Annotated in this window: 42 protein-coding genes; 6 read left to right on the top strand and 36 right to left on the bottom strand. The window is 50.6% G+C overall.

Translation table 11 applies throughout. From position 1 onward, the window contains the following. Nucleotides 1-16 precede the first annotated feature (16 nt). Together smg and dprA are read right to left on the bottom strand one after the other, a co-directional pair. Complete coding sequence (gene smg / locus AC4OVS_RS02265; RefSeq protein WP_000460665.1) at nt 17-490, bottom strand: DUF494 family protein Smg; 474 nt, start codon at nt 488-490, stop codon at nt 17-19. After that, nucleotides 462-1,586 (bottom strand): DNA-protecting protein DprA, encoded by a 1,125-nt coding sequence (dprA, locus tag AC4OVS_RS02260; RefSeq protein ID WP_491922154.1) that lies wholly within the window; start codon nt 1,584-1,586, stop codon nt 462-464. The genes smg and dprA overlap by 29 nt, the downstream gene beginning before the upstream one ends. 127 nt (nt 1,587-1,713) lie before the next feature. Here dprA and def point away from each other — a divergent pair, with 127 nt between their 5' ends. The 5 genes from def to mscL all read left to right on the top strand — a co-directional run bounded on the left by def (nt 1,714) and on the right by mscL (nt 6,492). Then, complete coding sequence (def, locus tag AC4OVS_RS02255; RefSeq protein WP_006812188.1) at nt 1,714-2,223, top strand: peptide deformylase; 510 nt, start codon at nt 1,714-1,716, stop codon at nt 2,221-2,223. A gap of 23 nt (nt 2,224-2,246) precedes the next feature. Beyond that, nucleotides 2,247-3,194 (top strand): methionyl-tRNA formyltransferase, encoded by a 948-nt coding sequence (gene fmt, locus AC4OVS_RS02250; protein WP_023298756.1) that lies wholly within the window; start codon nt 2,247-2,249, stop codon nt 3,192-3,194. A gap of 52 nt (nt 3,195-3,246) precedes the next feature. Further along, nucleotides 3,247-4,533, top strand: a complete 1,287-nt coding sequence (gene rsmB, locus AC4OVS_RS02245; protein ID WP_026080642.1) for a 16S rRNA (cytosine(967)-C(5))-methyltransferase RsmB — start codon at nt 3,247-3,249, stop codon at nt 4,531-4,533. Nucleotides 4,534-4,555: 22 nt separating this feature from the next. Continuing rightward, complete coding sequence (gene trkA / locus AC4OVS_RS02240) at nt 4,556-5,932, top strand: Trk system potassium transporter TrkA (RefSeq protein ID WP_003863337.1); 1,377 nt, start codon at nt 4,556-4,558, stop codon at nt 5,930-5,932. 146 nt (nt 5,933-6,078) lie between these two features. Beyond that, entirely contained in the window at nt 6,079-6,492 is a 414-nt protein-coding gene (gene mscL, locus AC4OVS_RS02235) for a large-conductance mechanosensitive channel protein MscL (protein WP_003863335.1), read from the top strand. Here mscL and AC4OVS_RS02230 read toward each other — a convergent pair whose 3' ends face one another. The 31 genes from AC4OVS_RS02230 to rpsJ form a co-directional block, all read right to left on the bottom strand. Beyond that, on the bottom strand, nt 6,493-6,708 hold the full coding sequence (locus AC4OVS_RS02230) for an alternative ribosome-rescue factor A (protein WP_022649585.1): 216 nt from the start codon (nt 6,706-6,708) through the stop codon (nt 6,493-6,495). A gap of 57 nt (nt 6,709-6,765) precedes the next feature. Then, a complete protein-coding gene (gene zntR, locus AC4OVS_RS02225; protein WP_003863328.1) occupies nt 6,766-7,191 on the bottom strand; it encodes a Zn(2+)-responsive transcriptional regulator in 426 nt (141 codons plus the stop codon). A gap of 2 nt (nt 7,192-7,193) precedes the next feature. Then, entirely contained in the window at nt 7,194-7,562 is a 369-nt protein-coding gene (locus tag AC4OVS_RS02220) for a DnaJ family domain-containing protein (protein WP_022649586.1), read from the bottom strand. Nucleotides 7,563-7,669: 107 nt separating this feature from the next. Further along, nucleotides 7,670-8,053 carry a 50S ribosomal protein L17 gene (gene rplQ / locus AC4OVS_RS02215; protein ID WP_001216368.1) on the bottom strand — a complete coding sequence of 128 codons (384 nt, stop codon included), beginning with the start codon at nt 8,051-8,053 and terminating at the stop codon, nt 7,670-7,672. A gap of 40 nt (nt 8,054-8,093) precedes the next feature. Beyond that, the gene (locus AC4OVS_RS02210; protein ID WP_002919219.1) at nt 8,094-9,083 is read right to left on the bottom strand and encodes a DNA-directed RNA polymerase subunit alpha; all 990 of its coding nucleotides are present in this window, start codon (nt 9,081-9,083) and stop codon (nt 8,094-8,096) included. 25 nt (nt 9,084-9,108) lie between these two features. Beyond that, complete coding sequence (gene rpsD / locus AC4OVS_RS02205; RefSeq protein ID WP_003863314.1) at nt 9,109-9,729, bottom strand: 30S ribosomal protein S4; 621 nt, start codon at nt 9,727-9,729, stop codon at nt 9,109-9,111. Nucleotides 9,730-9,761: 32 nt separating this feature from the next. Next, the gene (gene rpsK, locus AC4OVS_RS02200; RefSeq protein ID WP_003863312.1) at nt 9,762-10,151 is read right to left on the bottom strand and encodes a 30S ribosomal protein S11; all 390 of its coding nucleotides are present in this window, start codon (nt 10,149-10,151) and stop codon (nt 9,762-9,764) included. Nucleotides 10,152-10,167: 16 nt separating this feature from the next. Continuing rightward, nucleotides 10,168-10,524, bottom strand: coding sequence for a 30S ribosomal protein S13 (rpsM, locus tag AC4OVS_RS02195; protein WP_003863308.1), 357 nt, complete (start codon nt 10,522-10,524; stop codon nt 10,168-10,170). Between the two features lie 146 nt (nt 10,525-10,670). Then, complete coding sequence (rpmJ, locus tag AC4OVS_RS02190; protein ID WP_000868187.1) at nt 10,671-10,787, bottom strand: 50S ribosomal protein L36; 117 nt, start codon at nt 10,785-10,787, stop codon at nt 10,671-10,673. Between the two features lie 31 nt (nt 10,788-10,818). Beyond that, complete coding sequence (gene secY / locus AC4OVS_RS02185) at nt 10,819-12,150, bottom strand: preprotein translocase subunit SecY (protein WP_003863305.1); 1,332 nt, start codon at nt 12,148-12,150, stop codon at nt 10,819-10,821. A gap of 7 nt (nt 12,151-12,157) precedes the next feature. Next, entirely contained in the window at nt 12,158-12,592 is a 435-nt protein-coding gene (gene rplO / locus AC4OVS_RS02180; protein WP_014885468.1) for a 50S ribosomal protein L15, read from the bottom strand. A 3-nt stretch (nt 12,593-12,595) separates the two neighbouring features. Continuing rightward, nucleotides 12,596-12,775 (bottom strand): 50S ribosomal protein L30, encoded by a 180-nt coding sequence (gene rpmD, locus AC4OVS_RS02175; RefSeq protein ID WP_003863301.1) that lies wholly within the window; start codon nt 12,773-12,775, stop codon nt 12,596-12,598. A 6-nt stretch (nt 12,776-12,781) separates the two neighbouring features. Beyond that, on the bottom strand, nt 12,782-13,282 hold the full coding sequence (rpsE, locus tag AC4OVS_RS02170; RefSeq protein ID WP_003863299.1) for a 30S ribosomal protein S5: 501 nt from the start codon (nt 13,280-13,282) through the stop codon (nt 12,782-12,784). Between the two features lie 14 nt (nt 13,283-13,296). Next, nucleotides 13,297-13,650 (bottom strand): 50S ribosomal protein L18, encoded by a 354-nt coding sequence (rplR, locus tag AC4OVS_RS02165; protein WP_003863297.1) that lies wholly within the window; start codon nt 13,648-13,650, stop codon nt 13,297-13,299. Nucleotides 13,651-13,659: 9 nt separating this feature from the next. Beyond that, nucleotides 13,660-14,193 (bottom strand): 50S ribosomal protein L6, encoded by a 534-nt coding sequence (gene rplF / locus AC4OVS_RS02160; RefSeq protein WP_003863296.1) that lies wholly within the window; start codon nt 14,191-14,193, stop codon nt 13,660-13,662. Nucleotides 14,194-14,205: 12 nt separating this feature from the next. Beyond that, nucleotides 14,206-14,598, bottom strand: coding sequence for a 30S ribosomal protein S8 (gene rpsH, locus AC4OVS_RS02155; protein ID WP_006178918.1), 393 nt, complete (start codon nt 14,596-14,598; stop codon nt 14,206-14,208). 30 nt (nt 14,599-14,628) lie between these two features. After that, a complete protein-coding gene (gene rpsN / locus AC4OVS_RS02150; protein WP_003863291.1) occupies nt 14,629-14,934 on the bottom strand; it encodes a 30S ribosomal protein S14 in 306 nt (101 codons plus the stop codon). Between the two features lie 14 nt (nt 14,935-14,948). Then, the gene (rplE, locus tag AC4OVS_RS02145; RefSeq protein WP_022649589.1) at nt 14,949-15,488 is read right to left on the bottom strand and encodes a 50S ribosomal protein L5; all 540 of its coding nucleotides are present in this window, start codon (nt 15,486-15,488) and stop codon (nt 14,949-14,951) included. Between the two features lie 14 nt (nt 15,489-15,502). After that, on the bottom strand, nt 15,503-15,817 hold the full coding sequence (gene rplX, locus AC4OVS_RS02140) for a 50S ribosomal protein L24 (protein ID WP_003863287.1): 315 nt from the start codon (nt 15,815-15,817) through the stop codon (nt 15,503-15,505). Nucleotides 15,818-15,827: 10 nt separating this feature from the next. Then, complete coding sequence (gene rplN / locus AC4OVS_RS02135) at nt 15,828-16,199, bottom strand: 50S ribosomal protein L14 (RefSeq protein WP_002919748.1); 372 nt, start codon at nt 16,197-16,199, stop codon at nt 15,828-15,830. 166 nt (nt 16,200-16,365) lie between these two features. Next, nucleotides 16,366-16,620: a 30S ribosomal protein S17 gene (gene rpsQ / locus AC4OVS_RS02130; protein ID WP_002438707.1), complete on the bottom strand. Its 255-nt coding sequence runs from the start codon at nt 16,618-16,620 to the stop codon at nt 16,366-16,368. Beyond that, a complete protein-coding gene (rpmC, locus tag AC4OVS_RS02125; RefSeq protein WP_003863282.1) occupies nt 16,620-16,811 on the bottom strand; it encodes a 50S ribosomal protein L29 in 192 nt (63 codons plus the stop codon). The genes rpsQ and rpmC overlap by 1 nt, the downstream gene beginning before the upstream one ends. Further along, nucleotides 16,811-17,221, bottom strand: a complete 411-nt coding sequence (gene rplP / locus AC4OVS_RS02120; protein ID WP_002919759.1) for a 50S ribosomal protein L16 — start codon at nt 17,219-17,221, stop codon at nt 16,811-16,813. Before rplP ends, rpmC begins: the two co-directional genes overlap by 1 nt. A 12-nt stretch (nt 17,222-17,233) precedes the next feature. Further along, nucleotides 17,234-17,935, bottom strand: coding sequence for a 30S ribosomal protein S3 (rpsC, locus tag AC4OVS_RS02115; RefSeq protein ID WP_000529945.1), 702 nt, complete (start codon nt 17,933-17,935; stop codon nt 17,234-17,236). A gap of 17 nt (nt 17,936-17,952) precedes the next feature. Then, nucleotides 17,953-18,285, bottom strand: a complete 333-nt coding sequence (rplV, locus tag AC4OVS_RS02110) for a 50S ribosomal protein L22 (RefSeq protein WP_002919773.1) — start codon at nt 18,283-18,285, stop codon at nt 17,953-17,955. A 14-nt stretch (nt 18,286-18,299) separates the two neighbouring features. After that, nucleotides 18,300-18,578 carry a 30S ribosomal protein S19 gene (rpsS, locus tag AC4OVS_RS02105; RefSeq protein ID WP_001138117.1) on the bottom strand — a complete coding sequence of 93 codons (279 nt, stop codon included), beginning with the start codon at nt 18,576-18,578 and terminating at the stop codon, nt 18,300-18,302. A gap of 16 nt (nt 18,579-18,594) precedes the next feature. Continuing rightward, complete coding sequence (gene rplB, locus AC4OVS_RS02100; protein WP_000301859.1) at nt 18,595-19,416, bottom strand: 50S ribosomal protein L2; 822 nt, start codon at nt 19,414-19,416, stop codon at nt 18,595-18,597. 17 nt (nt 19,417-19,433) lie between these two features. Then, nucleotides 19,434-19,736, bottom strand: a complete 303-nt coding sequence (gene rplW, locus AC4OVS_RS02095; protein WP_000617546.1) for a 50S ribosomal protein L23 — start codon at nt 19,734-19,736, stop codon at nt 19,434-19,436. After that, nucleotides 19,733-20,338, bottom strand: coding sequence for a 50S ribosomal protein L4 (gene rplD / locus AC4OVS_RS02090; RefSeq protein ID WP_000424395.1), 606 nt, complete (start codon nt 20,336-20,338; stop codon nt 19,733-19,735). Before rplD ends, rplW begins: the two co-directional genes overlap by 4 nt. 10 nt (nt 20,339-20,348) lie before the next feature. Then, complete coding sequence (rplC, locus tag AC4OVS_RS02085) at nt 20,349-20,978, bottom strand: 50S ribosomal protein L3 (protein ID WP_006178923.1); 630 nt, start codon at nt 20,976-20,978, stop codon at nt 20,349-20,351. A gap of 32 nt (nt 20,979-21,010) precedes the next feature. Next, complete coding sequence (gene rpsJ / locus AC4OVS_RS02080) at nt 21,011-21,322, bottom strand: 30S ribosomal protein S10 (protein WP_001181005.1); 312 nt, start codon at nt 21,320-21,322, stop codon at nt 21,011-21,013. A gap of 380 nt (nt 21,323-21,702) precedes the next feature. Between rpsJ and AC4OVS_RS02075 the strand changes: the two genes are divergently transcribed. Further along, the gene (locus AC4OVS_RS02075) at nt 21,703-22,176 is read left to right on the top strand and encodes a prepilin peptidase (RefSeq protein WP_491922750.1); all 474 of its coding nucleotides are present in this window, start codon (nt 21,703-21,705) and stop codon (nt 22,174-22,176) included. On the opposite strand, the gene bfr is transcribed toward AC4OVS_RS02075, so the two are convergent. The 3 genes from bfr to tuf form a co-directional block, all read right to left on the bottom strand. Then, on the bottom strand, nt 22,166-22,636 hold the full coding sequence (gene bfr / locus AC4OVS_RS02070) for a bacterioferritin (RefSeq protein WP_491922153.1): 471 nt from the start codon (nt 22,634-22,636) through the stop codon (nt 22,166-22,168). The two genes, AC4OVS_RS02075 and bfr, sit on opposite strands and share 11 nt — an antisense overlap. 72 nt (nt 22,637-22,708) lie before the next feature. Beyond that, complete coding sequence (gene bfd / locus AC4OVS_RS02065; RefSeq protein ID WP_003863268.1) at nt 22,709-22,903, bottom strand: bacterioferritin-associated ferredoxin; 195 nt, start codon at nt 22,901-22,903, stop codon at nt 22,709-22,711. A 177-nt stretch (nt 22,904-23,080) separates the two neighbouring features. Then, nucleotides 23,081-24,265 carry an elongation factor Tu gene (gene tuf, locus AC4OVS_RS02060; protein WP_017693880.1) on the bottom strand — a complete coding sequence of 395 codons (1,185 nt, stop codon included), beginning with the start codon at nt 24,263-24,265 and terminating at the stop codon, nt 23,081-23,083. Between the last annotated feature and the right edge of the window lie 34 nt (nt 24,266-24,299).

Here is a 24,299-nt window from a genome sequence, read left to right as displayed (position 1 = left end):
GTTGTTGCACATAGAATTAATGCAGCATACCTTCATTCACTTCAAAGAGTAATTCTTCCATTTGCTGATAGGCATTTTCACAGCCTGGAATGTTGAACAGAACCATCAGGATCACCCATTTCAGATCTTCCAGTTCAAACTCAGCAGTATCCAGCGCCATGACGCGCTCTATCACCATCTCTCTCGTTTCGAGGTTTAGCACCTGAATCTGCTCGAGGAATAAAATGAATCCCCGGCAGCTGGCATCCAGCCTTTCACACTCTTCAGCTGTATAGATGCGCACAGACAATGGGTCAGAAGCAAGCTGCATCGGTTCGGCGAGGCCGTCCTGATAATCAGCCAACTTATCCAGCCACATCAACGCATTATATATATCTTCCCGCTCAAAACCTGCGTCGGTCAGATCCCGTGTTAATTTGTCCTGATCCACCTGCATTTCTGCTTCGTTGTGGATGTAAGTCTCAAACAAATACATCAGTACGTCGAACATGGCATGCCCTCCTTAATCGGACATAGCCGCCGGGTACAGCTGCGATCCACCCTGCTAACTCCAGTTCGAGTAGCTGTGCTACCGTTACTGGCACAGGTTGGCCGGCACGTTCAGCGACAACGTCAACAGGTGTTACCTCATCTCCTACGTTAGCCAGGAGCTTGGGAAATGGCAATGCTACTGCCTCCTGATCCGATGAAATATGTCGCTTTTGGAGATCATCCTGCAACCAATGCAGTCCATACTGCAAATTTTCAAGGATATCTTCTTTGCAGGTCACCAGCGTCGCCCCCTGTTTTATCAGCCAGTGAGGGCCTTCGCAGCCGGGGTTCCCCAACGGGCCGGGCAGCGCAAAAACTTCACGCCCCTGCTCCAGTGCGCACCTTGCGGTAACCAGCGACCCACTCCGAATCGCAGCTTCGACCACCAGCACGCCCTGGCTTAACCCACTAATGATCCGGTTACGCCGTGGAAAGTTACCCGGTCTGGGCGGTGTTGAGAGTGAAAACTCAGACACTATTGCCCCCTCTGAAGCAATAAGTTGCTCAGCCAGAATATGATGACGACGCGGATAGAGACTAAAAAGACCATTGCCAAGCACGGCGACACTTCGCCCTTTTGCGGACAACGCCGCATGATGTGCTACACCGTCGATGCCGCAAGCCAGGCCACTGGTGATCGTAAAGCCACATTGGGACAGCTGTTCACTCAGCATTTTCCCCCAACGCTCGCCATACCACGAGGGCGCACGGCTGCCCACAACCGCAAGCTGCATGCTATTAAGCACGCCAACGCGGCCTCGCACAAATAGCGCCCCGGGAAAATCAGGGATAGAACGCAACAATGGCGGGAAGCGAGGATCATCCGCCGTGAGAAGGTGGTTGTCGGCGTGTTCCAGCCATTCCAGACTATGTTCAAGCTCACTCTCGCTGAACGAAAAAAACTTTACGGCATGTTTGGGCGAAAGCCCTGACGCGTTGACAGCTTCAGCATCGACGGTTGCCTGGCGAAGCAGCCTCTGCGCAATCTCCAGCATCGCATCACCGTATAACGACCCGATGTTTATAAGCCGTAACCATATCTCTGTGGACGTCATCCTTTTCCCTGCCATAAGCAGCCTCAGCAATCTTTGCGATTGGTCACTGATGCTGTCAATCGACCGGGGATTTGTCTAGAATAGAAGTAATATTCTTATCAACTCCTGAACACGACTCTGGAAATTTATGGCAGTTTTGCAAGTGTTACATATTCCTGACGAGCGCCTTCGCATCGTCGCGGAACCGGTTAAAGAAGTGAATGCAGAAATTCAGCGTATCGTCGATGATATGTTCGATACCATGTACGCTGAAGAAGGCATTGGCCTTGCCGCGACCCAGGTAGACATTCACAAACGTATTATTGTGATCGACGTTTCTGAAAATCGTGATGAGCGCCTGGTGCTGATCAACCCTGAGCTGCTGGAAAAAAGCGGCGAAACAGGTATTGAGGAAGGCTGTCTGTCTATCCCTGAACAGCGCGCTTTGGTGCCACGTGCCGAAAAAGTTAAAATCCGCGCACTGGATCGTGACGGCAATCCGTTTGAGCTGGAAGCCGACGATCTGCTGGCGATTTGCATTCAGCATGAGATGGATCACCTGGTCGGTAAACTGTTTATCGATTACCTCTCACCTCTGAAGCAACAGCGTATTCGTCAGAAAGTTGAGAAACTGGATCGTTTGCGTTCTCGCGCTTAACGCCCCCGGATACAAGGAATAACGTGTCTACATCACTACGTATAATCTTCGCGGGTACCCCTGATTTTGCAGCGCGTCATCTCGACGCGCTGTTAACGTCTGGCCATCAGATTGTTGGCGTATTTACTCAGCCGGACCGTCCGGCTGGCCGCGGTAAAAAACTGATGCCTGGCCCGGTTAAGGTACTGGCAGAAACACATGGTTTACCGGTTTTCCAGCCTGCGTCATTACGACCTGAGGAAAACCAGAAGTTAGTGGCAGACCTGAACGCGGACGTGATGGTAGTTGTGGCTTACGGCCTCATTCTGCCGAAAGCAGTACTTGATATGCCCCGCCTGGGCTGTGTTAACGTTCATGGTTCTTTGCTCCCACGCTGGCGTGGTGCAGCCCCTATTCAGCGCGCTCTGTGGGCAGGCGATGCTGAAACTGGCGTGACAATCATGAAGATGGACGTAGGTTTAGACACGGGCGACATGCTGTATAAACTGGCGTGTCCCATCACCGCAGAAGATACCAGCGCCACGCTGTATGACAAGCTGGCGGATCTCGGCCCGCAGGGGCTGATTGAGACGCTGCAACAGCTTGCTGACAATACAGCGACACCTGAAGTGCAGGATGAGGCACAGGTGACCTATGCTGAGAAACTGAGTAAAGAAGAAGCCCGGATCGACTGGTCTCTGTCAGCAGCTCAACTCGAACGCTGCATTCGCGCCTTTAATCCATGGCCGATGAGCTGGTTGATGATTGATGAGCAGCCAGTGAAAGTCTGGAAAGCTTCAGTTATTAACGGCAATGCATCGGCAGAGCCCGGTACGATTATCGACGCCAGCAAAAACGGTATCCAGGTTGCGACCGGAGAAGGGATACTGAATCTTGAATCGCTGCAACCGGCCGGTAAAAAGGCAATGAGCGCGCAGGATCTATTAAATTCTCGTCGTGAATGGTTCATCCCTGGCAATCGCCTTGCCTGAACAAATTTATTCTTAAGGCCCGGTGTTTCCGGGCATTTTTATTTTTACGGTTATGAAAAGACAAAATCTACGCACTATGGCGGCTCAGGCCGTTGAGCAGGTTATCGAGCAGGGCCAGTCACTGAGTAATGTCCTGCCTCCACTGCAACAAAAGGTTTCCGATAAAGACAAAGCCCTGCTTCAGGAGCTGTGCTTTGGCGTGCTGCGCACCCTCTCTCAGCTTGAGTGGTTGATTAACAAGCTGATGTCACGCCCGATGAGCGGCAAGCAGCGTACCGTGCATTATTTGATCATGGTCGGTTTCTACCAGCTTCTTCATACCCGCATTCCACCTCATGCTGCGCTGGCCGAGACAGTGGAGGGTGCCGTTGCGATTAAACGTCCTCAGCTAAAAGGATTGATCAACGGCGTGCTGCGTCAGTTCCAGCGTCAGCAGGACGAACTGCTGGCAGAATTTGCGCAAAGCGAAGCGCGCTTCCTTCACCCTGAATGGTTGCTGAATCGCCTTAAAAAAGCCTACCCACAGCAATGGCAAGACATTGTGGATGCCAATAATCAACGTCCGCCGATGTGGTTACGCGTCAATCGTAACCATCATACACGCGACGCATGGCTGGCCCTGCTGGAAGAGGCCGGAATGAGCGGCTTCACACACGCTGCTTATCCTGATGCGGTTCGTTTAGCCTCCCCTGCACCGGTACATGCATTACCCGGTTTTGAAGAGGGCTGGGTAACGGTACAGGACGCATCTGCTCAGGGCTGCATGACCTGGCTTGAGCCGAAAGACGGGGAGCAGATCCTCGATCTCTGTGCGGCGCCAGGGGGTAAAACAACGCACATCCTGGAAGTGGCGCCGCAGGCCAGCGTGATGGCCGTGGATGTTGATGAGCAGCGCCTTTCACGCGTCTATGACAACCTTAAGCGTCTGGGTATGAAAGCACAGGTTAAGCAAGGCGATGGACGCAAACCCGCTGACTGGTGTGGTGATACCCGGTTCGATCGCATTTTGCTGGACGCCCCCTGCTCAGCAACCGGCGTGATTCGTCGTCATCCCGATATCAAATGGCTGCGTCGCGATCGTGATATCAAGGAGCTTGCCCAGTTGCAATCCGAAATTCTGGATGCCATCTGGCCGCATCTCAAACCCGGCGGAACCCTGGTGTATGCAACCTGCTCTGTTCTCCCGGAAGAGAACAGTCAGCAAATTGCGGCTTTCCTGAAACGCACCCCGGACGCTACGCTGCACGATACGGGAACGCCTGAGCACCCGGGTCTGCAAAACCTGCCGGGCGCAGAAGAGGGTGATGGCTTCTTTTACGCTAAGCTAATCAAAGAGTGATGTTGAGAACAGGTCACGAAAGATGAAAATTATCATTCTGGGCGCAGGGCAAGTTGGCGGAACGCTGGCGGAAAATCTCGTGGGTGAAAACAACGATATCACCATTGTGGATACCAATGGCGATCGCCTGCGCGTTTTGCAGGACAAGTTCGACCTCCGCGTTGTTCAGGGGCACGGCTCTCATCCACGTGTGCTTCGGGAAGCGGGCGCGGACGATGCCGACATGCTGGTTGCAGTAACCAGTTCTGATGAAACCAACATGGTTGCATGTCAGGTGGCCTACTCGCTTTTCAACACCCCAAACCGCATCGCCCGCATTCGTTCTCCGGACTATGTCCGGGATGCGGAGAAGCTGTTTAATTCCGAAGCGGTACCCATCGACCATCTTATTGCGCCTGAACAGCTGGTTATCGACAGTATTTATCGTCTGATTGAGTACCCGGGCGCGTTGCAGGTTGTGAACTTTGCTGAAGGGAAAGTAAGCCTGGCGGTCGTGAAGGCTTATTACGGGGGCCCGCTGATTGGTAATGCCCTGTCGACAATGCGCGAGCATATGCCACATATCGATACGCGTGTTGCGGCGATTTTCCGTCACGACAGACCTATTCGTCCGCAAGGTTCCACCATTGTAGAAGCCGGGGATGAAGTCTTCTTTATTGCGGCTTCTCAGCATATCCGTGCGGTGATGAGTGAACTACAGCGTCTCGAAAAACCGTATAAACGTATTATGCTGGTTGGCGGCGGTAATATTGGCGCAGGTCTGGCGAGACGGCTGGAAAAAGACTACAGCGTGAAGCTGATCGAACGGGATCAACAACGCGCGTCAGAGCTGGCTGAAAAACTTCAGAATACCATCGTGTTTTATGGCGATGCTTCGGATCAGGAATTGCTGGCCGAAGAGCATATCGATCAGGTTGATCTTTTTATTGCCGTCACCAACGACGACGAAGCGAATATTATGTCCGCCATGCTCGCTAAACGTATGGGGGCGAAAAAAGTTATGGTGCTTATCCAGCGTAAGGCTTATGTCGATCTGGTACAGGGTAGCGTAATTGATATTGCTATTTCACCCCAGCAAGCCACCATCTCTGCCCTGCTAAGCCATGTGCGTAAAGCGGATATTGTCGGCGTGTCATCTCTTCGTCGTGGTGTTGCTGAAGCCATTGAAGCCGTCGCTCACGGGGATGAAACGACGTCACGCGTTGTTGGTCGCGCAATCGATGAAATTAAACTTCCACCAGGCACCATTATCGGCGCAGTAGTGCGAGGTAATGATGTGATGATCGCCAATGATAATTTACGTATTGAGCAGGGTGACCACGTTATTATGTTCCTGACCGATAAAAAATTTATTACCGACGTCGAGCGTTTATTCCAGCCAAGCCCGTTCTTCCTGTAATGATTTGGGTGCTCAGACGAGGGCACGCAAATATTAACCTTCTAATTTTCATGCCTTTTATTTTTCATAACGATTATTTATCCCCAATGGCAATTAGCTAATCATTTGTTAAACTTATAGGCGTCAGCTGGCACAAGGAGAACATAATGAGTTTTATTAAAGAATTTCGCGAATTTGCGATGCGCGGGAATGTGGTGGATTTGGCTGTGGGTGTCATTATTGGTGCGGCGTTCGGTAAGATCGTTTCATCATTAGTCGCCGACATTATTATGCCGCCGTTAGGACTGTTGATTGGAGGCATTGATTTCAAACAATTCGCCTTCACCCTTCGGGAAGCTCAGGGCGATATCCCTGCGGTTGTAATGCACTACGGCGTATTCATTCAGAACGTATTTGATTTCGTGATCGTGGCATTTGCCATTTTCATGGCGATCAAACTTATCAACAGACTTAACCGTAAAAAAGAAGAACCGGCTGCTGCCCCGCCAGCACCAACTAAAGAAGAAGTCTTACTGACTGAAATTCGCGATCTGTTAAAAGAGCAGAATAACCGCGTTTAATCAGGCGAGAGAAACAGAAAGGCCAGTGGTAAAAAAGCGATTAGCTTGCTTGCCACTGGCCTCCCAGTTACCACGTTGTGCATGTTTACCTTTACGCAAATAACTCCCTTTTCCCTTCTTGTTCTTCTCAACACGCTGTCTAAAAAGCGGGTCGTGAAGCAATGCCTCAATGGCGTTATCCTTAATTTGTCCCTTAGTATGCTGATAGCGGCTCATCATTTCTCCTGAGCATAGTTAATATCGGCGGGAGTCTAGTCCGTGGCTGATAAAAAATCAACAACCCTGAGTTTCACTACTGGCGCCCTGTTCAAGGGCTTCCAGTATTGAGCAATAAACACTGCTGTGAGCAGTACCGCAGCACGCGTCATTCAGCCTTTGTAGAGATCGTTGCATGGCCTGCAGCTCCTGAATTCGTCCTTCAACTTCATCCAGCCGGGCCTGAACGATGCTTTTAGATTCCTGACACGTATGATGTTCAGGATCGATACGGATCGACAGCAGTTCACGGATCGACTCCAGCGTGAAGCCGAGTTGCCGGGCATAGCGGATAAAACGAAGGCGTTGCAGGTCGTTATCCGTATAAAGGCGAAATCCACCTTCTGTTCTGACCTCATGATCGATCATCTGCTGCTTTTCGTAGTAGCGGATAGTATCCGGCGTTACGTTAGCAAGCTTCGCAAGTTCACCTATGCGGTACATGGCTACTCCTCGTTTATTTTTTGCATTAACCTTTCACTGTACTCACCATGCAAAAAGTCAGTATTCATTCCCGTCTGGCGCAGTTTTATTTCGATGAGCGCTAATCGACGGCTGATTTCGGAGTACCGCGGGTCATTCTTATGAATGCCTTTAAGCAGATCGGCAAGCTCGACGGCTTCATTGCGTTGCTGAAGTTCAGGGGGTAAACAACCTGCATTTTTCAGTAAGCGATAACCGGCTCGTAATTCAGGGGGAATGTGTGAATCATCGTCCAGCACCAGTGGCTCACCGCTACCGGGGAGATTTTCAAACTCGCCTTTGTTTTGGGCATCGCTAATATGGCGTTCAGCCCACTGATCGAGCAACCACATAATGAACTCCAGGGGATGAGCAGAAAAGATACAGACATTGTAGATAAGTGGAGATTCTGCGGATATAAAAAAACCCGCCGAGGCGGGTTTTTTTACGTTACTACAGATTACTCTGCAGCAGCTTCTGCTTTCTCTGAACGATCAACCAGCTCGATGTATGCCATCGGCGCGTTGTCGCCTGCACGGAAGCCACACTTCAGAATGCGAGTGTAACCACCGGCACGGCTCGCGAAACGCGGGCCCAGTTCGTTAAACAGTTTTGCCACGATCTCGTTATCACGAGTACGGGCGAATGCCAGACGACGATTAGCAACGCTGTCAGTCTTGGCAAGAGTAATCAGCGGCTCAACTACGCGACGCAGCTCTTTCGCTTTAGGCAGGGTCGTCTTGATGATTTCATGACGAACCAGTGAACCTGCCATGTTGCGGAACATAGCCTGGCGATGGCTGCTGTTGCGGTTCAGTTGACGACCACTCTTACGATGGCGCATGACCTTATCCTTCTCAGTAAAACCTTAACCTGTGATCCGGTTACTCGTCAGCAATGCTTGCTGGTGGCCAGTTTTCCAGGCGCATGCCCAGAGACAGACCACGTGAAGCCAGCACGTCTTTAATCTCGGTAAGAGATTTTTTACCCAGGTTCGGCGTTTTCAGCAACTCAACCTCGGTACGCTGTACCAGATCACCGATATAGTGGATAGCTTCTGCCTTGAGGCAGTTAGCAGAGCGGACAGTCAATTCCAGATCGTCAACAGGGCGCAGCAGGATCGGATCGAATTCTGGTTTCTCTTCTTTCACTTCCGGCTGACGTACATCACGTAAGTCAACGAAAGCTTCCAGTTGTTCTGCCAGGATGGTTGCCGCACGACGAATCGCCTCTTCAGGATCGATTGTGCCATTGGTTTCCATTTCGATGACCAGCTTGTCCAGGTCGGTACGCTGTTCTACACGCGCTGCTTCAACATTGTAGGCAATACGCTCTACAGGGCTGTAGCATGCGTCGACCAGCAGACGGCCGATTGGGCGCTCATCTTCTTCCGAATGAATTCGGGCAGAAGCCGGCACATAACCACGACCGCGCTGAACTTTGATACGCATGCTAATAGCTGCGTTCTCATCGGTCAGGTGGCAGATCACGTGCTGCGGCTTGACGATTTCAACATCACCGTCGTGGGTGATGTCGGCTGCAGTCACAGGGCCAATGCCAGATTTATTCAGAGTAAGAATAACTTCATCTTTACCCTGAACTCTCACCGCCAGCCCTTTCAGGTTGAGCAGGATTTCAAGGATATCTTCCTGAACGCCTTCTTTGGTGCTGTACTCATGAAGTACACCATCAATCTCAACCTCGGTCACCGCGCAACCCGGCATCGATGAGAGCAGAATACGGCGCAGTGCGTTACCCAGAGTATGGCCAAAGCCACGCTCTAAAGGCTCAAGGGTCACCTTGGCGTGCGTCGAACTCACTTGCTCGATATCTACCAGGCGCGGTTTTAGAAACTCTGTCACAGAACCCTGCATTGTGTCCTCTCTTTGGTACTAAGCTTTACTTGGAGTAAAGCTCGACGATCAGGTGTTCGTTAATGTCCGCAGACAGATCAGAACGCTCAGGCTGACGCTTGAACGTACCTTCCATCTTGCCAGCATCAACTTCCAGCCAGGTTGGCTTTTCACGCTGCTCAGCCAGCTCCAGAGCGGCTTTCACGCGAGATTGCTTTTTCGCTTTCTCACGAATGCTAACAACGTCATTCGCTTTAACCTGATAAGAAGCGATGTTAACAACACGACCGTTTACCATGATTGCTTTATGGCTAACCAACTGGCGTGATTCAGCACGAGTCGCGCCGAAGCCCATACGGTATACAACGTTGTCCAGACGACCTTCCAGCAGAGCCAGCAGGTTTTCACCTGTGTTGCCTTTCAGACGTGCTGCTTCTTTATAGTAGTTACGGAACTGACGCTCCAGCACACCGTAGATACGGCGAACTTTTTGCTTTTCACGCAACTGCACACCATAGTCAGACAGACGCGGTTTACGCGCACCGTGCTGGCCAGGAGCTTGTTCAATTTTACACTTGGTATCGATCGCGCGAACGCCAGACTTAAGGAATAAGTCGGTGCCCTCACGACGGCTCAGCTTGAGCTTAGGACCCAAATATCTTGCCATTTTCTATCTCCAACTAACCTAAAAAACGAGCGTTATACGCGACGTTTTTTCGGCGGACGACAACCGTTATGAGGGATCGGAGTCACATCAGTAATATTCGTGATGCGGAAACCAGCGGCGTTCAGAGCGCGAACAGTAGATTCACGACCCGGACCCGGACCTTTAACCATAACTTCCAGATTCTTGATGCCGTATTCTTTTACGGCTTCAGCGCAACGCTCTGCTGCAACCTGAGCTGCGAACGGAGTGGATTTGCGAGAACCACGGAAACCGGAACCACCGGCTGTTGCCCAACCCAATGCGTTACCCTGACGATCAGTAATAGTAACGATGGTGTTGTTGAAAGAAGCATGGATATGAGCCACGCCGTCAGAGACTTGTTTTCTTACACGTTTACGTGCACGAACTGGTGCCTTTGCCATTATTCAATCACCCCGATTATTTCTTGATCGGTTTGCGCGGACCCTTACGGGTACGTGCGTTGGTCTTAGTACGCTGACCGCGCACTGGCAGACCACGACGATGACGCAAACCGCGATAGCAACCAAGATCCATCAGGCGCTTGATGCTCATGCTGATTTCACGGCGCAGATCACCTTCAACGACAAATTTGGCAACTTCGTCACGCAGCGTGTCGATTTGTTCTTCAGACAGCTCACTGATCTTAACATCTTCAGCGATACCCGCTGCAGCCAGAATGGCTTTGGAACGGGTCTTGCCGACGCCGTAGATCGAAGTTAATGCGATCACAGCATGTTTCTGATCAGGAATGTTAATGCCTGCTATACGGGCCACTATGCACTCCTACTATTTAATATGTACGCACCATGCTGAAAAGCCCGTTTTCAGGATACTCAAATGGAAACGTACAGACATACAAAAGATTGGCTGGCTAATCTAGCCAGCTCAACCCAACTTTGCAAGAAAAATATGCGAAATAATCAGCCTTGGCGCTGTTTATGCTTCGGCTCGGCACTGCAAATCACACGGATGACACCATCACGCTTAACGATTTTGCAGTTACGGCATAATTTCTTGACGGAAGCACGAACTTTCATTTTTACTCTCCGTAACTTCTCAGACGACCATTTAGCGGCCGTAGCCTTTCAGGTTCGCCTTCTTCAATGCAGACTCATACTGACTGGACATCATCAGAGTTTGCACTTGAGCCATAAAGTCCATAATCACGACAACAACGATAAGCAGTGAGGTCCCACCGAAGTAGAACGGTACTTTCATTGCATCACGCATGAACTCCGGGATCAGGCAGATAAAAGTAATATAAAGCGCACCAACCAAAGTCAGGCGAGTCATTACTTTATCGATATACTTCGCCGTTTGCTCTCCCGGACGAATTCCTGGTACAAATGCACCGGACTTCTTCAGGTTATCTGCTGTTTCACGCGGGTTGAAGACCAACGCCGTGTAGAAGAAACAGAAGAAGATGATCGCAGACGCATAGAGTAACACATAAAGTGGTTGCCCAGGCTGCAAATACAGCGAAATTGTTGTCAGCCAGTTCCAACCAGTACCGCCCCCGAACCATGACGCGATGGTTGCCGGGAACAGAATAATACTGGAAGCGAAGATAGCCGGGATAACCCCCGCCATATTCACTTTCAGCGGTAAATGTGTGCTCTGTGCAGCATAGACACGACGACCCTGCTGACGTTTAGCGTAGTTCACCACAATGCGGCGTTGACCACGTTCAACGAAGACAACAAAGAACGTCACTGCAAATACTAATACTGCAACCAACAGCAACAGGAGGAAGTGCAGGTCGCCTTGACGCGCTTGCTCGATAGTATGGGCGATGGCCGGCGGGAGACCCGCAACGATACCGGCGAAGATAATGATTGAGATACCGTTACCGATACCTCGTTCAGTAATCTGTTCGCCGAGCCACATCAGGAACATGGTCCCTGTGACCAGACTTACAACAGCGGTGAAATAGAATGCAAAGCCTGGGTTTAATACCAGGCCCTGCATACCAGGCATATTCGGAAGACCGGTAGCAATACCGATCGACTGGAATATTGCCAGCACCAGAGTGCCGTAACGGGTGTACTGGCTAATCTTACGACGTCCAGACTCCCCTTCTTTCTTCAACTCTGCCAGGGCCGGATGAACGACCGTCAGCAGCTGGATAATAATCGATGCCGAAATGTACGGCATAATACCCAGTGCGAAAATAGAAGCACGGCTGAGAGCACCACCAGAGAACATGTTGAACATTTCAATGATGGTGCCTCGCTGTTGCTCAAGCAGTTTGGCAAGTACAGCGGCATCAATACCAGGGATCGGAATAAAAGAGCCAATACGGAACACAATCAGCGCGCCGATTACAAACAGCAGTCTGCGTTTCAGCTCGCCAAATCCACCTTTGGCACTTTGAAAATCTAATCCCGGTTGCTTAGCCATCTGCTACTTATTCCTCAATTTTACCGCCAGCAGCTTCGATAGCAGCACGAGCACCTTTAGTAACACGCAGGCCACGAACAGTTACCGGAGTAGAAACTTCACCAGACAGGATCACTTTCGCGAACTCGATCTGGATACCGATAATGTTAGCTGCTTTCAGCGTATTCAGGTCTACAACGCCGCCTTCAACTTTCGCCAGGTCAGACAGACGGATTTCCGCTGTAATCGCTGCTTTGCGAGAGGTGAAGCCGAACTTCGGCAGACGACGGTACAGTGGCATCTGGCCACCCTCGAAACCGCGACGTACGCCACCGCCAGAACGAGAGTTCTGACCTTTGTGACCACGACCACCGGTTTTGCCGAGGCCAGAACCGATACCACGACCCAGGCGTTTACCCGCCTTTTTAGAGCCTTCGGCCGGAGACAGAGTATTTAAACGCATCTCTTACTCCTCAACTTTAACCATGAAGTAAACCGCGTTGACCATACCACGAACAGCAGGAGTATCCTCGCGCTCAACGGTATGACCAATACGACGCAGACCCAGGCCAAGCAGCGTTGCCTTGTGTTTCGGCAGACGACCGATTGCACTGCGGGTTTGAGTGATTTTAATAGTCTTTGCCATGGTCAATTACCCCAGAATTTCTTCAACGGATTTACCACGCTTGGCAGCGACCATTTCTGGAGAATTCATATTTTCCAGGCCATCAATAGTTGCACGAACCACGTTGATCGGGTTGGTGGAACCATATGCTTTAGCCAGAACGTTATGAACTCCAGCAACTTCCAGAACGGCGCGCATTGCACCACCGGCGATGATACCGGTACCTTCGGAAGCTGGCTGCATGAATACACGAGAACCCGTGTGAACACCTTTAACTGGGTGTTGCAGGGTACCGTTGTTCAGCGCGACGTTAATCATATTGCGACGGGCTTTTTCCATCGCTTTCTGGATCGCTGCTGGAACTTCACGCGCTTTACCGTAACCAAAACCAACGCGACCGTTACCATCACCCACTACAGTCAGAGCTGTGAAGGAGAAAATACGACCACCTTTAACGGTTTTAGATACGCGGTTTACCGCGATCAGCTTTTCCTGCAGTTCGCCAGCCTGTTTTTCGATGTGAGCCATCTTACACCTCTACCTTAGAACTGAAGGCCAGCTTCACGGGCAGCATCTGCCAGTGCCTGGACACGACCATGATATTGGAACCCGGAACGGTCAAAGGAAACATTGCTGATGCCTTTTTCCAGAGCGCGTTCTGCAACAGCTTTACCTACAGCTGCAGCGGCGTCTTTGTTACCGGTATACTTCAATTGTTCTGAGATAGCTTTTTCTACAGTAGAAGCAGCTACCAGAACTTCAGAACCGTTCGGTGCAATTACCTGTGCGTAAATATGACGCGGGGTACGATGTACCACCAGGCGAGTTGCACCCAGCTCTTTGAGCTTGCGGCGTGCGCGGGTCGCACGACGGATACGAGCAGATTTCTTATCCATAGTGTTACCTTACTTCTTCTTAGCCTCTTTGGTACGCACGACTTCGTCGGCGTAACGAACACCCTTGCCTTTATAAGGCTCAGGACGACGGTAGGCGCGCAGATCTGCTGCAACCTGACCGATCAGCTGTTTATCAGCGCCTTTCAGCACGATTTCAGTCTGAGTCGGGCATTCTGCAGTGATTCCGGCCGGCAGCGGATGCTCAACAGGGTGTGAGAAGCCCAGAGACAGGCCTACTGCATTCCCTTTGATAGCTGCACGATAACCTACACCAACCAGCTGAAGCTTTTTAGTGAAGCCTTCGGTAACACCAACAACCATTGAGTTCAGCAGGGCACGCGCGGTACCAGCCTGAGCCCATCCATCCACGAAACCATCACGTGGACCGAAGGTCAGAGCGTTATCTGCATGTTTAACTTCAACAGCTTTGTTGAGGGTACGAGTCAGCTCGCCGTTTTTACCTTTGATCGTAATAACCTGACCGTCGATTTTGACATCAACGCCGGCAGGAATAACGACCGGTGCTTTAGCAACACGAGACATTCTTTCCTCCGATTAGGCTACGTAGCAGATAATTTCGCCACCAAGACCAGCCTGGCGCGCTGCACGATCAGTCATAACACCTTTAGAGGTAGAAACAACTGCGATACCAAGACCAGCCATTACTTTTGGCAGCTCATCTTTTTTCTTATAGATGCGCAGGCCTGGGCGGCTGACACGCTGAATGCTTTCTACAACAGCTTTACCCTGGAAATACTTGAGAGTAAGTTCCAGTTCCGGCTTGGTGTCGCCTTCAACTTTAAAATCTTCGATAAAACCTTCTTCCTTCAGCACGTTGGCAATTGCCACTTTCAGCTTGGCGGAAGGCATGGTGACCGCAACTTTGTTCGCGGCCTGACCGTTACGGATACGGGTCAGCATATCCGCGATCGGATCTTGCATGCTCATCTGTCTTTACTCCCGTGATTCAATTGGTAATTACCAGCTAGCCTTTTTCAAGCCTGGTACTTCACCGCGCATGGCGGCTTCACGCAGTTTGATACGGCTCAACCCAAACTTGCCCACATAACCATGTGGACGACCTGTTTGACGACAGCGGTTACGCTGACGAGACGGGCTGGAATCACGCGGCAGAGACTGCAGCTTGAGAACCGCATTCCAACGATCTTCGTCGGAAGCGTTCACATCAGAAATGATCGCTTTCAGTTCAGCGCGTTTAGCGAAGAATTTATCAGCTAAAGCTACGCGCTTTACTTCGCGTGCTTTCATTGATTGCTTAGCCATTCAGTAACCCTACCTTACTTGCGGAACGGGAAGTCAAAGGCAGCCAGCAGAGCACGGCCTTCTTCATCAGATTTCGCAGTAGTGGTAATGGTAATATCCAAACCACGCACGCGGTCGACTTTATCGTAGTCGATTTCTGGGAAGATGATCTGCTCACGGACACCCATGCTGTAGTTACCACGACCGTCGAAAGACTTAGCGGACAAGCCACGGAAGTCACGGATACGTGGAACAGCAATAGTGATCAGGCGCTCAAGGAACTCCCACATGCGTTCGCCACGCAGAGTTACTTTACAGCCGATCGGATAGCCCTGACGGATTTTGAAGCCTGCAACAGATTTGCGTGCTTTGGTGATCAGCGGTTTTTGACCGGAGATTGCTGTCAGGTCAGCTGCTGCGTTATCCAGCAGTTTCTTGTCAGCGATCGCTTCACCAACACCCATGTTCAGGGTGATCTTCTCGACCCGAGGGACTTGCATGACAGAATTGTAGCTAAACTCAGTCATGAGTTTGTTAACTACTTCGTCTTTGTAGTAATCATGCAGTTTCGCCATCGTACTACTCCAAATTACTTGATAGTTTCGCTGTTAGACTTGAAGAAACGGACTTTTTTGCCGTCTTCGAATCTAAAGCCTACACGGTCAGCCTTACCGGTAGCCGCATTGAAGATTGCAACGTTAGAAACCTGAATAGCAGCTTCTTTTTCAACGATGCCGCCTGGTTGGTTCAGGGCCGGAACCGGCTTCTGATGTTTCTTAACCAGGTTGATACCTTCAACGACGAGTTTGCCGGAAGACAGAACATTTTTTACTTTACCGCGTTTACCTTTATCTTTACCGGTTAACACGATAACTTCGTCATCACGACGGATTTTCGCTGCCATGATTCGCTCCTTAGAGTACTTCTGGTGCCAGAGAGATAATTTTCATGAACTTCTCAGTACGAAGTTCACGAGTTACCGGCCCAAAGATACGCGTGCCGATAGGCTGCTCGCTGTTATTGTTTAAAATAACGCATGCATTACCATCGAAGCGAATGACAGAACCGTCAGGGCGACGAACACCCTTCTTGGTGCGCACCACTACCGCCTTCAGCACATCACCTTTTTTGACCTTACCACGTGGAATTGCTTCCTTGATGGTGATCTTGATGATGTCGCCTACGCCTGCGTAGCGACGGTGCGAGCCACCCAGAACCTTGATACACATTACGCGACGTGCACCGGAGTTGTCGGCGACGTTCAGCATAGTCTGTTCTTGGATCATTTTAGTGCTCCGCTAATGTCAACTACTACCTGAGACTCTAAAATCAGAGCCGTTAAAAAGCCCCATATCGAGGGCGCGGCATTATAACACCGCTTCTGCAATATGGGTAGAAAAAATAAACGGCTCATTGCTGAGCCGTTTATTCGTATTGAGAATGCGTACTCTATTACAGAACCGCTTTCTCTACAACGCGAACCAGCGTCCAGGACTTAGTCTTGGACAGTGGACGGCATTCACGGATTTCAACCTTGTCGCCGATACCACATTCGTTGTTCTCGTCATGTACGTGCAGTTTGGTCGTACGCTTGATGAATTTACCGTAGATCGGGTGTTTCACAAAACGTTCGATAGCTACAACAATGGATTTCTCCATTTTATCGCTAACAACACGACCTTGCAGAGTACGGATTTTATCGGTCATTACGCACCCGCCTTCTGAGTCAGTAAAGTCTTAACGCGCGCAACATTGCGACGCACTTGCTTCAGCAGGTGAGTCTGTTGCAGCTGGCCACTTGCAGCCTGCATACGCAGGTTGAACTGCTCACGCAGCAGGTTCAGCAGCTCAGCGTTCAGCTCTTCAACGCTTTTTTCACGCAGCTCTTTTGCTTTCATTACATCACCGTCTTAGTTACAAAGGTGGTTTTGATAGGCAGTTTCGCTGCTGCCAGGCCGAAGGCTTCACGGGCCAGCTCTTCCGGAACACCGTCCATTTCATAAAGGACTTTGCCCGGTTGGATCAAGGCAACCCAGTACTCCACGTTACCTTTACCTTTACCCATACGAACTTCCAGTGGCTTCTCGGTGATCGGTTTGTCCGGGAATACACGGATCCAGATCTTACCTTGACGCTTAACTGCACGGGTCATTGCACGACGTGCTGCTTCGATCTGACGTGCAGTCAGACGACCACGGCCAACAGCTTTCAGACCGAAAGTGCCGAAGCTAACATCCGTACCCTGCGCCAGACCACGGTTGCGGCCTTTGTGCACTTTACGGAATTTTGTACGCTTTGGTTGTAACATCAGCGACGCTCCTTATTTACGGCCTTTACGCTGCTGCTTTTTAGGTTGAGCAGCCGGTTTTTCCGGTTGTTCAACAGCAGCCATACCACCCAGGATCTCACCTTTGAAGATCCATACCTTAACGCCGATTACACCGTAAGTGGTGTGCGCTTCAGAGGTGTTGTAGTCGATGTCAGCACGCAGAGTGTGCAGCGGTACGCGACCTTCGCGGTACCATTCGGTACGTGCGATTTCCGCGCCGCCCAGACGGCCGCTAACTTCAACTTTGATACCCTTAGCGCCCAGACGCATTGCGTTCTGTACAGCACGCTTCATAGCACGACGGAACATAACACGACGTTCCAGCTGAGAAGTGATGCTGTCAGCAACCAATTTAGCGTCCAGTTCAGGCTTACGAACTTCAGCGATATTGATCTGTGCAGGAACGCCAGCGATATCCGCTACGACCTTGCGCAGTTTTTCTACGTCTTCGCCTTTCTTACCGATAACGATGCCAGGGCGAGCAGTGTGAATAGTCACACGGATGCTCTTAGCTGGACGCTCGATAACGATACGAGATACAGACGCTTTAGCCAGTTCCTTAGTCAGGTACTGACGTACTTTAAAATCGCTGTCCAGGTTGTCAGCGAATTCTTTGGTGTTCGCAAACCAGGTAGAGTTCCATGGTTTTACAATACCCAGGCGAATACCATTAGGATGTACTTTCTGACCCATTGCTAGTCTCCAGAGTCTCAGCGATCGGACACAACCACAGTAATGTGGCTGGTGCGCTTCAGGATGCGATCTGCACGACCTTTCGCACGCGGCATAATGCGCTTCATGCTTGGGCCTTCATCTACGAAAATTTTCGCGACTTTCAGATCGTCGATGTCAGCGCCATCGTTGTGTTCAGCGTTAGCAATGGCAGATTCCAGTACTTTCTTGACCAATACCGCAGCTTTCTTGTTGGTATAGGTCAGGATGTCCAGGGCCTGCGACACTTTCTTACCGCGAATCAGGTCAGCAACAAGGCGAACCTTCTGTGCAGAAGAACGAGCATGGCGATGTTGAGCTAAAGTTTCCATCTCTTCCTCCTACCTTATTTCTTCTTCGCTTTTTTATCAGCAGCGTGGCCGCGATAAGTACGAGTCGGTGCGAATTCACCCAGTTTGTGACCAACCATTTCGTCGGTAACAAAGACTGGAACGTGCTGACGACCATTATGGACAGCGATGGTCAAACCGATCATGTTAGGAAAGATCGTTGAACGACGGGACCAAGTGCGCAGGGGCTTCTTGTCTCCGCTTTCCACCGCTTTCTCTACCTTCTTCAGCAAGTGCAGGTCAATAAAAGGACCTTTCTTGAGAGAACGTGGCATGGCTTATCCTCTAAAATTATTTGCTACGGCGACGTACGATAAATTTATCAGTACGCTTGTTGCTGCGGGTCTTCTTACCTTTGGTCTGAACGCCCCACGGAGTTACCGGGTGCTTACCAAAGTTACGACCTTCACCACCACCATGTGGGTGATCGACTGGGTTCATCGCAGTACCGCGAACGGTAGGACGAACACCACGCCAGCGTGCAGCACCAGCTTTACCCAGAACGCGCAGCATATGCTCAGCATTGCCAACTTCGCCCAGAGTAGCGCGGCAGTCTGCTTCGACTTTACGCATTTCACCAGAACGCAGACGCAGGGTGACATAAGCACCGTCACGCGCAACGATCTGAACGTAAGTACCCGCAGAACGCGCCAGCTGACCGCCTTTACCTGGTTTCATTTCTACGTTATGAACGGTAGAACCAACCGGGATATTGCGCATCGGCAGGGTGTTGCCTGCTTTGATTGCAGCATCAACGCCAGACTGAATCTGGTCGCCAGCTTTCAGGCCTTTAGGGGCCAGGATGTAACGGCGTTCGCCATCTTTGTACAGAACCAGCGCGATGTTCGCGGAACGGTTCGGATCGTACTCAAGACGCTCAACAACTGCTGGGATACCGTCTTTGTTGCGTTTGAAGTCAACAATACGATAAGCCTGCTTGTGGCCACCACCGATGTGACGAGTGGTGATACGGCCATTGTTGTTACGACCACCGGATTTGCTGTTTTTTTCCAGCAACGGAGCAAAAGGTTTGCCCTTGTGCAGCTCAGGGTTAACCACTTTAACTACGTGGCGACGACCCGGAGATGTCGGTTTACATTTAACAACTGCCATTGTATTACTCCTCCGACTTACTCAGCGCCGCCAACGAAGTCCAGGTTCTGGCCTTCTTTCAGGGTGACGTAAGCTTTTTTCCAGTCGCTACGACGACCGATACGCTGTCCGTGACGTTTAACTTTCCCTTTAACTACCAGGGTGTTAACGACTTCGACTTCGACTTCAAACAGTTTCTGCACAGCAGCTTTGATCTCTGCTTTGGTCGCGTCTTTAGCAACTTTGAGAACGATGGTGTTTGTTTTTTCCATCGCAGTAGACGCTTTTTCAGAAACGTGCGGTGCGCGCAGCACCTTCAGCAGACGTTCTTCACGAATCATGCCAGCATCTCCTCAACTTGCTTAACAGCATCAGCAGTCATTACGACTTTGTCGAAGGCGATCAGGCTAACCGGGTCGATACCAGTCGCGTCGCGTACGTCAACCTTGTGCAGGTTACGCGCGGCCAGGAACAGGTTCTCGTCCAGCTCACCGGTGATGATCAGCACATCTTCCAGAGCCATGTCTTTCAGTTTCTGTGCCAGCAGCTTAGTTTTAGGCGCTTCAACAGAGAACTTCTCGACAACGATCAGACGATCCTGACGTACCAGTTCGGACAGGATGCTTTTCAGCGCGCCGCGGTACATCTTTTTGTTAACTTTTTGACTGTGGTCCTGTGGACGCGCAGCGAAGGTCACGCCACCTGAACGCCAGATCGGGCTCTTGATAGAACCTGAACGCGCACGGCCGGTACCTTTCTGGCGCCATGGCTTTTTGCCTGAACCAGTTACTTCAGCACGAGTCTTCTGAGCACGAGTACCCTGACGAGCACCAGCTGCATAAGCAACAACAACCTGGTGAACCAGCGCTTCGTTGAAATCACGACCGAAGGTAGTTTCGGAAACAGTCAGCGCGCTCTGCGCGTCTTTCAATACTAATTCCATTGCTATCCCCTTACGCCTTCACAGCTGGTTTAACGATCAGGTCGCTACCGGTTGCACCCGGGACCGCACCTTTAACCAGCAGCAGGTTGCGCTCAGCGTCAACACGTACTACGTCCAGGCTCTGAACGGTTACACGTTCGTTGCCCAGCTGACCTGCCATTTTCTTGCCTTTGAACACTTTGCCCGGAGTCTGGTTCTGACCGATAGAACCCGGAACGCGGTGAGACAAGGAGTTACCGTGAGTAGCGTCCTGGGTACGGAAGTTCCAGCGCTTAACGGTACCAGCAAAACCTTTACCTTTAGAGGTACCGGTTACGTCAACTTTTTTAACGTCAGCAAACAGCTCAACGCTAATGTCCTGACCTACGGTGAACTCTTCGCCTTCAGCAAGACGGAATTCCCACAGACCACGGCCAGCTTCTACGCCAGCTTTAGCGAAGTGACCCGCTTCTGGTTTGGTTACACGGTTAGCTTTTTTAGCACCAGTGGTCACCTGAACAGCGCGGTAGCCATCGTTAGCCAGATCTTTAACCTGGGTAACGCGGTTTGCTTCAACTTCGATTACGGTTACTGGGATTGAAACGCCATCTTCAGTGAAGATGCGGGTCATGCCCACTTTTTTACCGACTAAACCAATCATTGTATCAACCTCTCAATCGCTCGATGACCTGATTAACCCAGGCTGATCTGCACGTCTACACCGGCAGCCAGATCCAGACGCATCAGAGCATCAACGGTTTTCTCAGTTGGCTCAACGATGTCAACCAGACGCTTGTGAGTGCGGATCTCGTACTGATCACGCGCATCTTTGTTAACGTGCGGAGAGATCAGAACGGTAAAGCGCTCTTTGCGGGTCGGCAGCGGGATCGGACCACGGACTTGCGCACCAGTGCGCTTAGCAGTCTCGACGATTTCCGCGGTTGATTGATCGATCAGACGATGATCAAACGCTTTAAGGCGGATACGGATTCTTTGGTTCTGCATGAGACCAGAGCTCCAATTATTTTATAAACGAAAATGATTACTCCTCAAACCCATTACGATTGATGGGAGAGTGTAACCGTTCTTACGTAGCTCCCCAATTGGGAGCATTGTTGAGTAACAAAGTGAGCTACTCTGGTTCAGATTGAACCCGCCGTCAATTACGACAAGCCCGCGCATTATACGTAAATCAGCGAAAGACGCAAGTGCCGTTTAGAAATTAAGCGCCAAAGTCGTACTCTGCGTAAGGCCTCGCAATTTTTTATGCAAAGTATCCCTTCACAACTCTTTGTCTGAAGCCGCTATGCAATTGTTGTTTTTACACATTGCCGGGCATGCAGATTATTACGAGTATGCGCTCAAACCATTTTGAGGCTCTCGCTATGCTAATGTCCCTCCCCTTTCTGCTGATCTATTTTGCGTTATCGGCCTTGCTTGTACGCACCGATATTCGCACGGGGCTGCTTCCCGATAAATTCCTTTGCCCGCTGCTATGGACGGGCCTGCTCTACCAGCTTTGTCTTCATCCTGGTTTTTTGCCGAGCGCGGTACTGGGTGCGACCGCAGGATACGCCGGATTCGCCGTTATCTATTGGGGATATCGACTCATCTGCCGATGTGAAGGGATGGGGTATGGCGACATAAAATATCTGGCGGCGCTGGGAGCATGGCATGGCTGGTGTGTACTGCCAGTACTGGCATTAGTGGCCGCGTTAATGGCTCTGCTGTATCTGGTTGGTTTCTCGTTGTTCAACCCTGATAAGCAGGCATTAAAAAACCCACTGCCTTTTGGGCCATTTCTGGCGGCAGCGGGTTTATGCGTTGGCTGGGAAAGCCTGATTAACTTTACACTTTGATCTGAGACTGAAGGTAGTTCTGTAGGCCAATTTTGCTAATGAGATCCAGTTCGGTCTCAAGCCAGTCGATGTGCCCTTCTTCATCGGCCAGGATCTGGATCATCATATCCCGGCTGACGTAGTCATGTACGCTGTCCGCATAGGCAATGGCTTCACGCAGGTCTTTTGCACCCTCCAGCTCCAGCCGGAGATCAGAACGCAACATCTCTTCAACATCTTCTCCGATGCCCAGTTTTCCGAGATCCTGTAGGTTAGGAATGCCTTCGAGGAATAAAATACGCTCAATATATTTATCGGCGTGTTTCATTTCATCAATGGACTCATGGTATTCAACATCGTTGAGGCGAGTCAGTCCCCAGTTTTTGAACATTCTTGCATGGAGAAAATACTGATTGATTGCGACAAGCTCATTTCCCAATAATTTATTGAGATAACTTATGATTTTAACATCACCTTTCATTATATAGTCCCTCCGCTTCCACTCATTGAAGCGTAGATCGGGCTACAGGGATGTCAAAAAAAAGATGGAGGCTTACGCGATCTCTTTGAATTCCGGGATCTGCATCAGTTCGTCCTGCATGATCTCACGCGCTGCGCGAACGCATTTACCGCATTGATTTCCCACCGGAACAAACTTACGAAGCTGCTGGAAAGATTGTGGTTGAAACTGGCGAACGGCCTGACGAATTTTTTTGTCGCTTACACCATTACATAAACAAACGTACATAAAGACTCCCGTTCAAAATATGCGCAAAGTGTAAGTGAGAATGGTTATGATTACAATAGCACGGGCGTCGGAATACGTGGCGGGAGAAAGCAAAAAATGCGAATTTTTATGACAATGCCCAACGGCAGAAAACAAAAAAGGACGCCGAAGCGTCCTTTTTATTTCAGGGATAATTAATTAGCCCAGAACTTTAGCTACAACGCCCGCGCCAACGGTACGGCCGCCTTCACGGATTGCGAAACGCAGACCGTCATCCATCGCGATTGGGTGGATCAGAGTCACAACCATCTTGATGTTGTCGCCTGGCATTACCATCTCTACGCCTTCTGGCAGTTCGATGGTACCGGTCACGTCAGTTGTACGGAAGTAGAACTGTGGACGGTAGCCTTTGAAGAACGGAGTATGACGGCCGCCTTCGTCTTTGGACAGAATGTACACTTCAGATTCGAACTTGGTGTGTGGCTTGATTGAGCCTGGCTTCGCCAGAACCTGACCACGTTCGATTTCTTCACGTTTGATACCACGCAGCAGAACACCAACGTTCTCACCAGCACGGCCTTCGTCCAGCAGTTTGCGGAACATTTCAACGCCAGTACAGGTAGACTTCGCAGTCTCTTTGATACCAACGATTTCAACTTCTTCACCAACTTTGATGATACCGCGCTCTACACGACCGGTAACAACGGTACCACGACCGGAGATGGAGAATACGTCTTCGATTGGCAGCAGGAATGGCTTGTCAATCGCACGCTCTGGTTCTGGGATGTAAGAATCCAGGTAGCCAGCCAGTTCGATGATTTTCTCTTCCCACTCTGCTTCGCCTTCCAGCGCTTTCAGCGCGGAACCACGAACGATTGGAGTGTCGTCGCCTGGGAAATCGTACTGAGACAGCAGTTCACGAACTTCCATCTCTACCAGTTCCAGCAGCTCTTCGTCATCAACCATGTCGCATTTGTTCAGGAACACGATGATGAAAGGAACGCCTACCTGACGACCCAGCAGGATGTGCTCACGAGTCTGAGGCATAGGGCCGTCAGTCGCAGCAACAACCAGGATCGCGCCGTCCATCTGCGCAGCACCGGTGATCATGTTTTTAACATAGTCGGCGTGGCCTGGGCAGTCTACGTGTGCGTAGTGGCGAGTCGGGGTGTCATACTCAACGTGAGAGGTGTTGATGGTGATACCACGAGCTTTTTCTTCTGGTGCGTTATCGATCTGGTCGAAAGCACGAGCAGCACCGCCGTAGGTTTTAGCCAGTACGGTAGTGATTGCAGCAGTCAGGGTAGTTTTACCATGGTCAACGTGGCCGATAGTACCAACGTTGACGTGCGGTTTTGTACGTTCAAATTTTTCTTTAGACACGGCTATATTCCTTACTATAGTGCTCTCCCCTTCG

The sequence above is a fragment of the Enterobacter sp. 4974935 genome (assembly GCF_058661735.1).
Note: the sequence above shows the minus strand (reverse complement) of the source record. Positions and strands in the feature narration are given on the sequence as shown.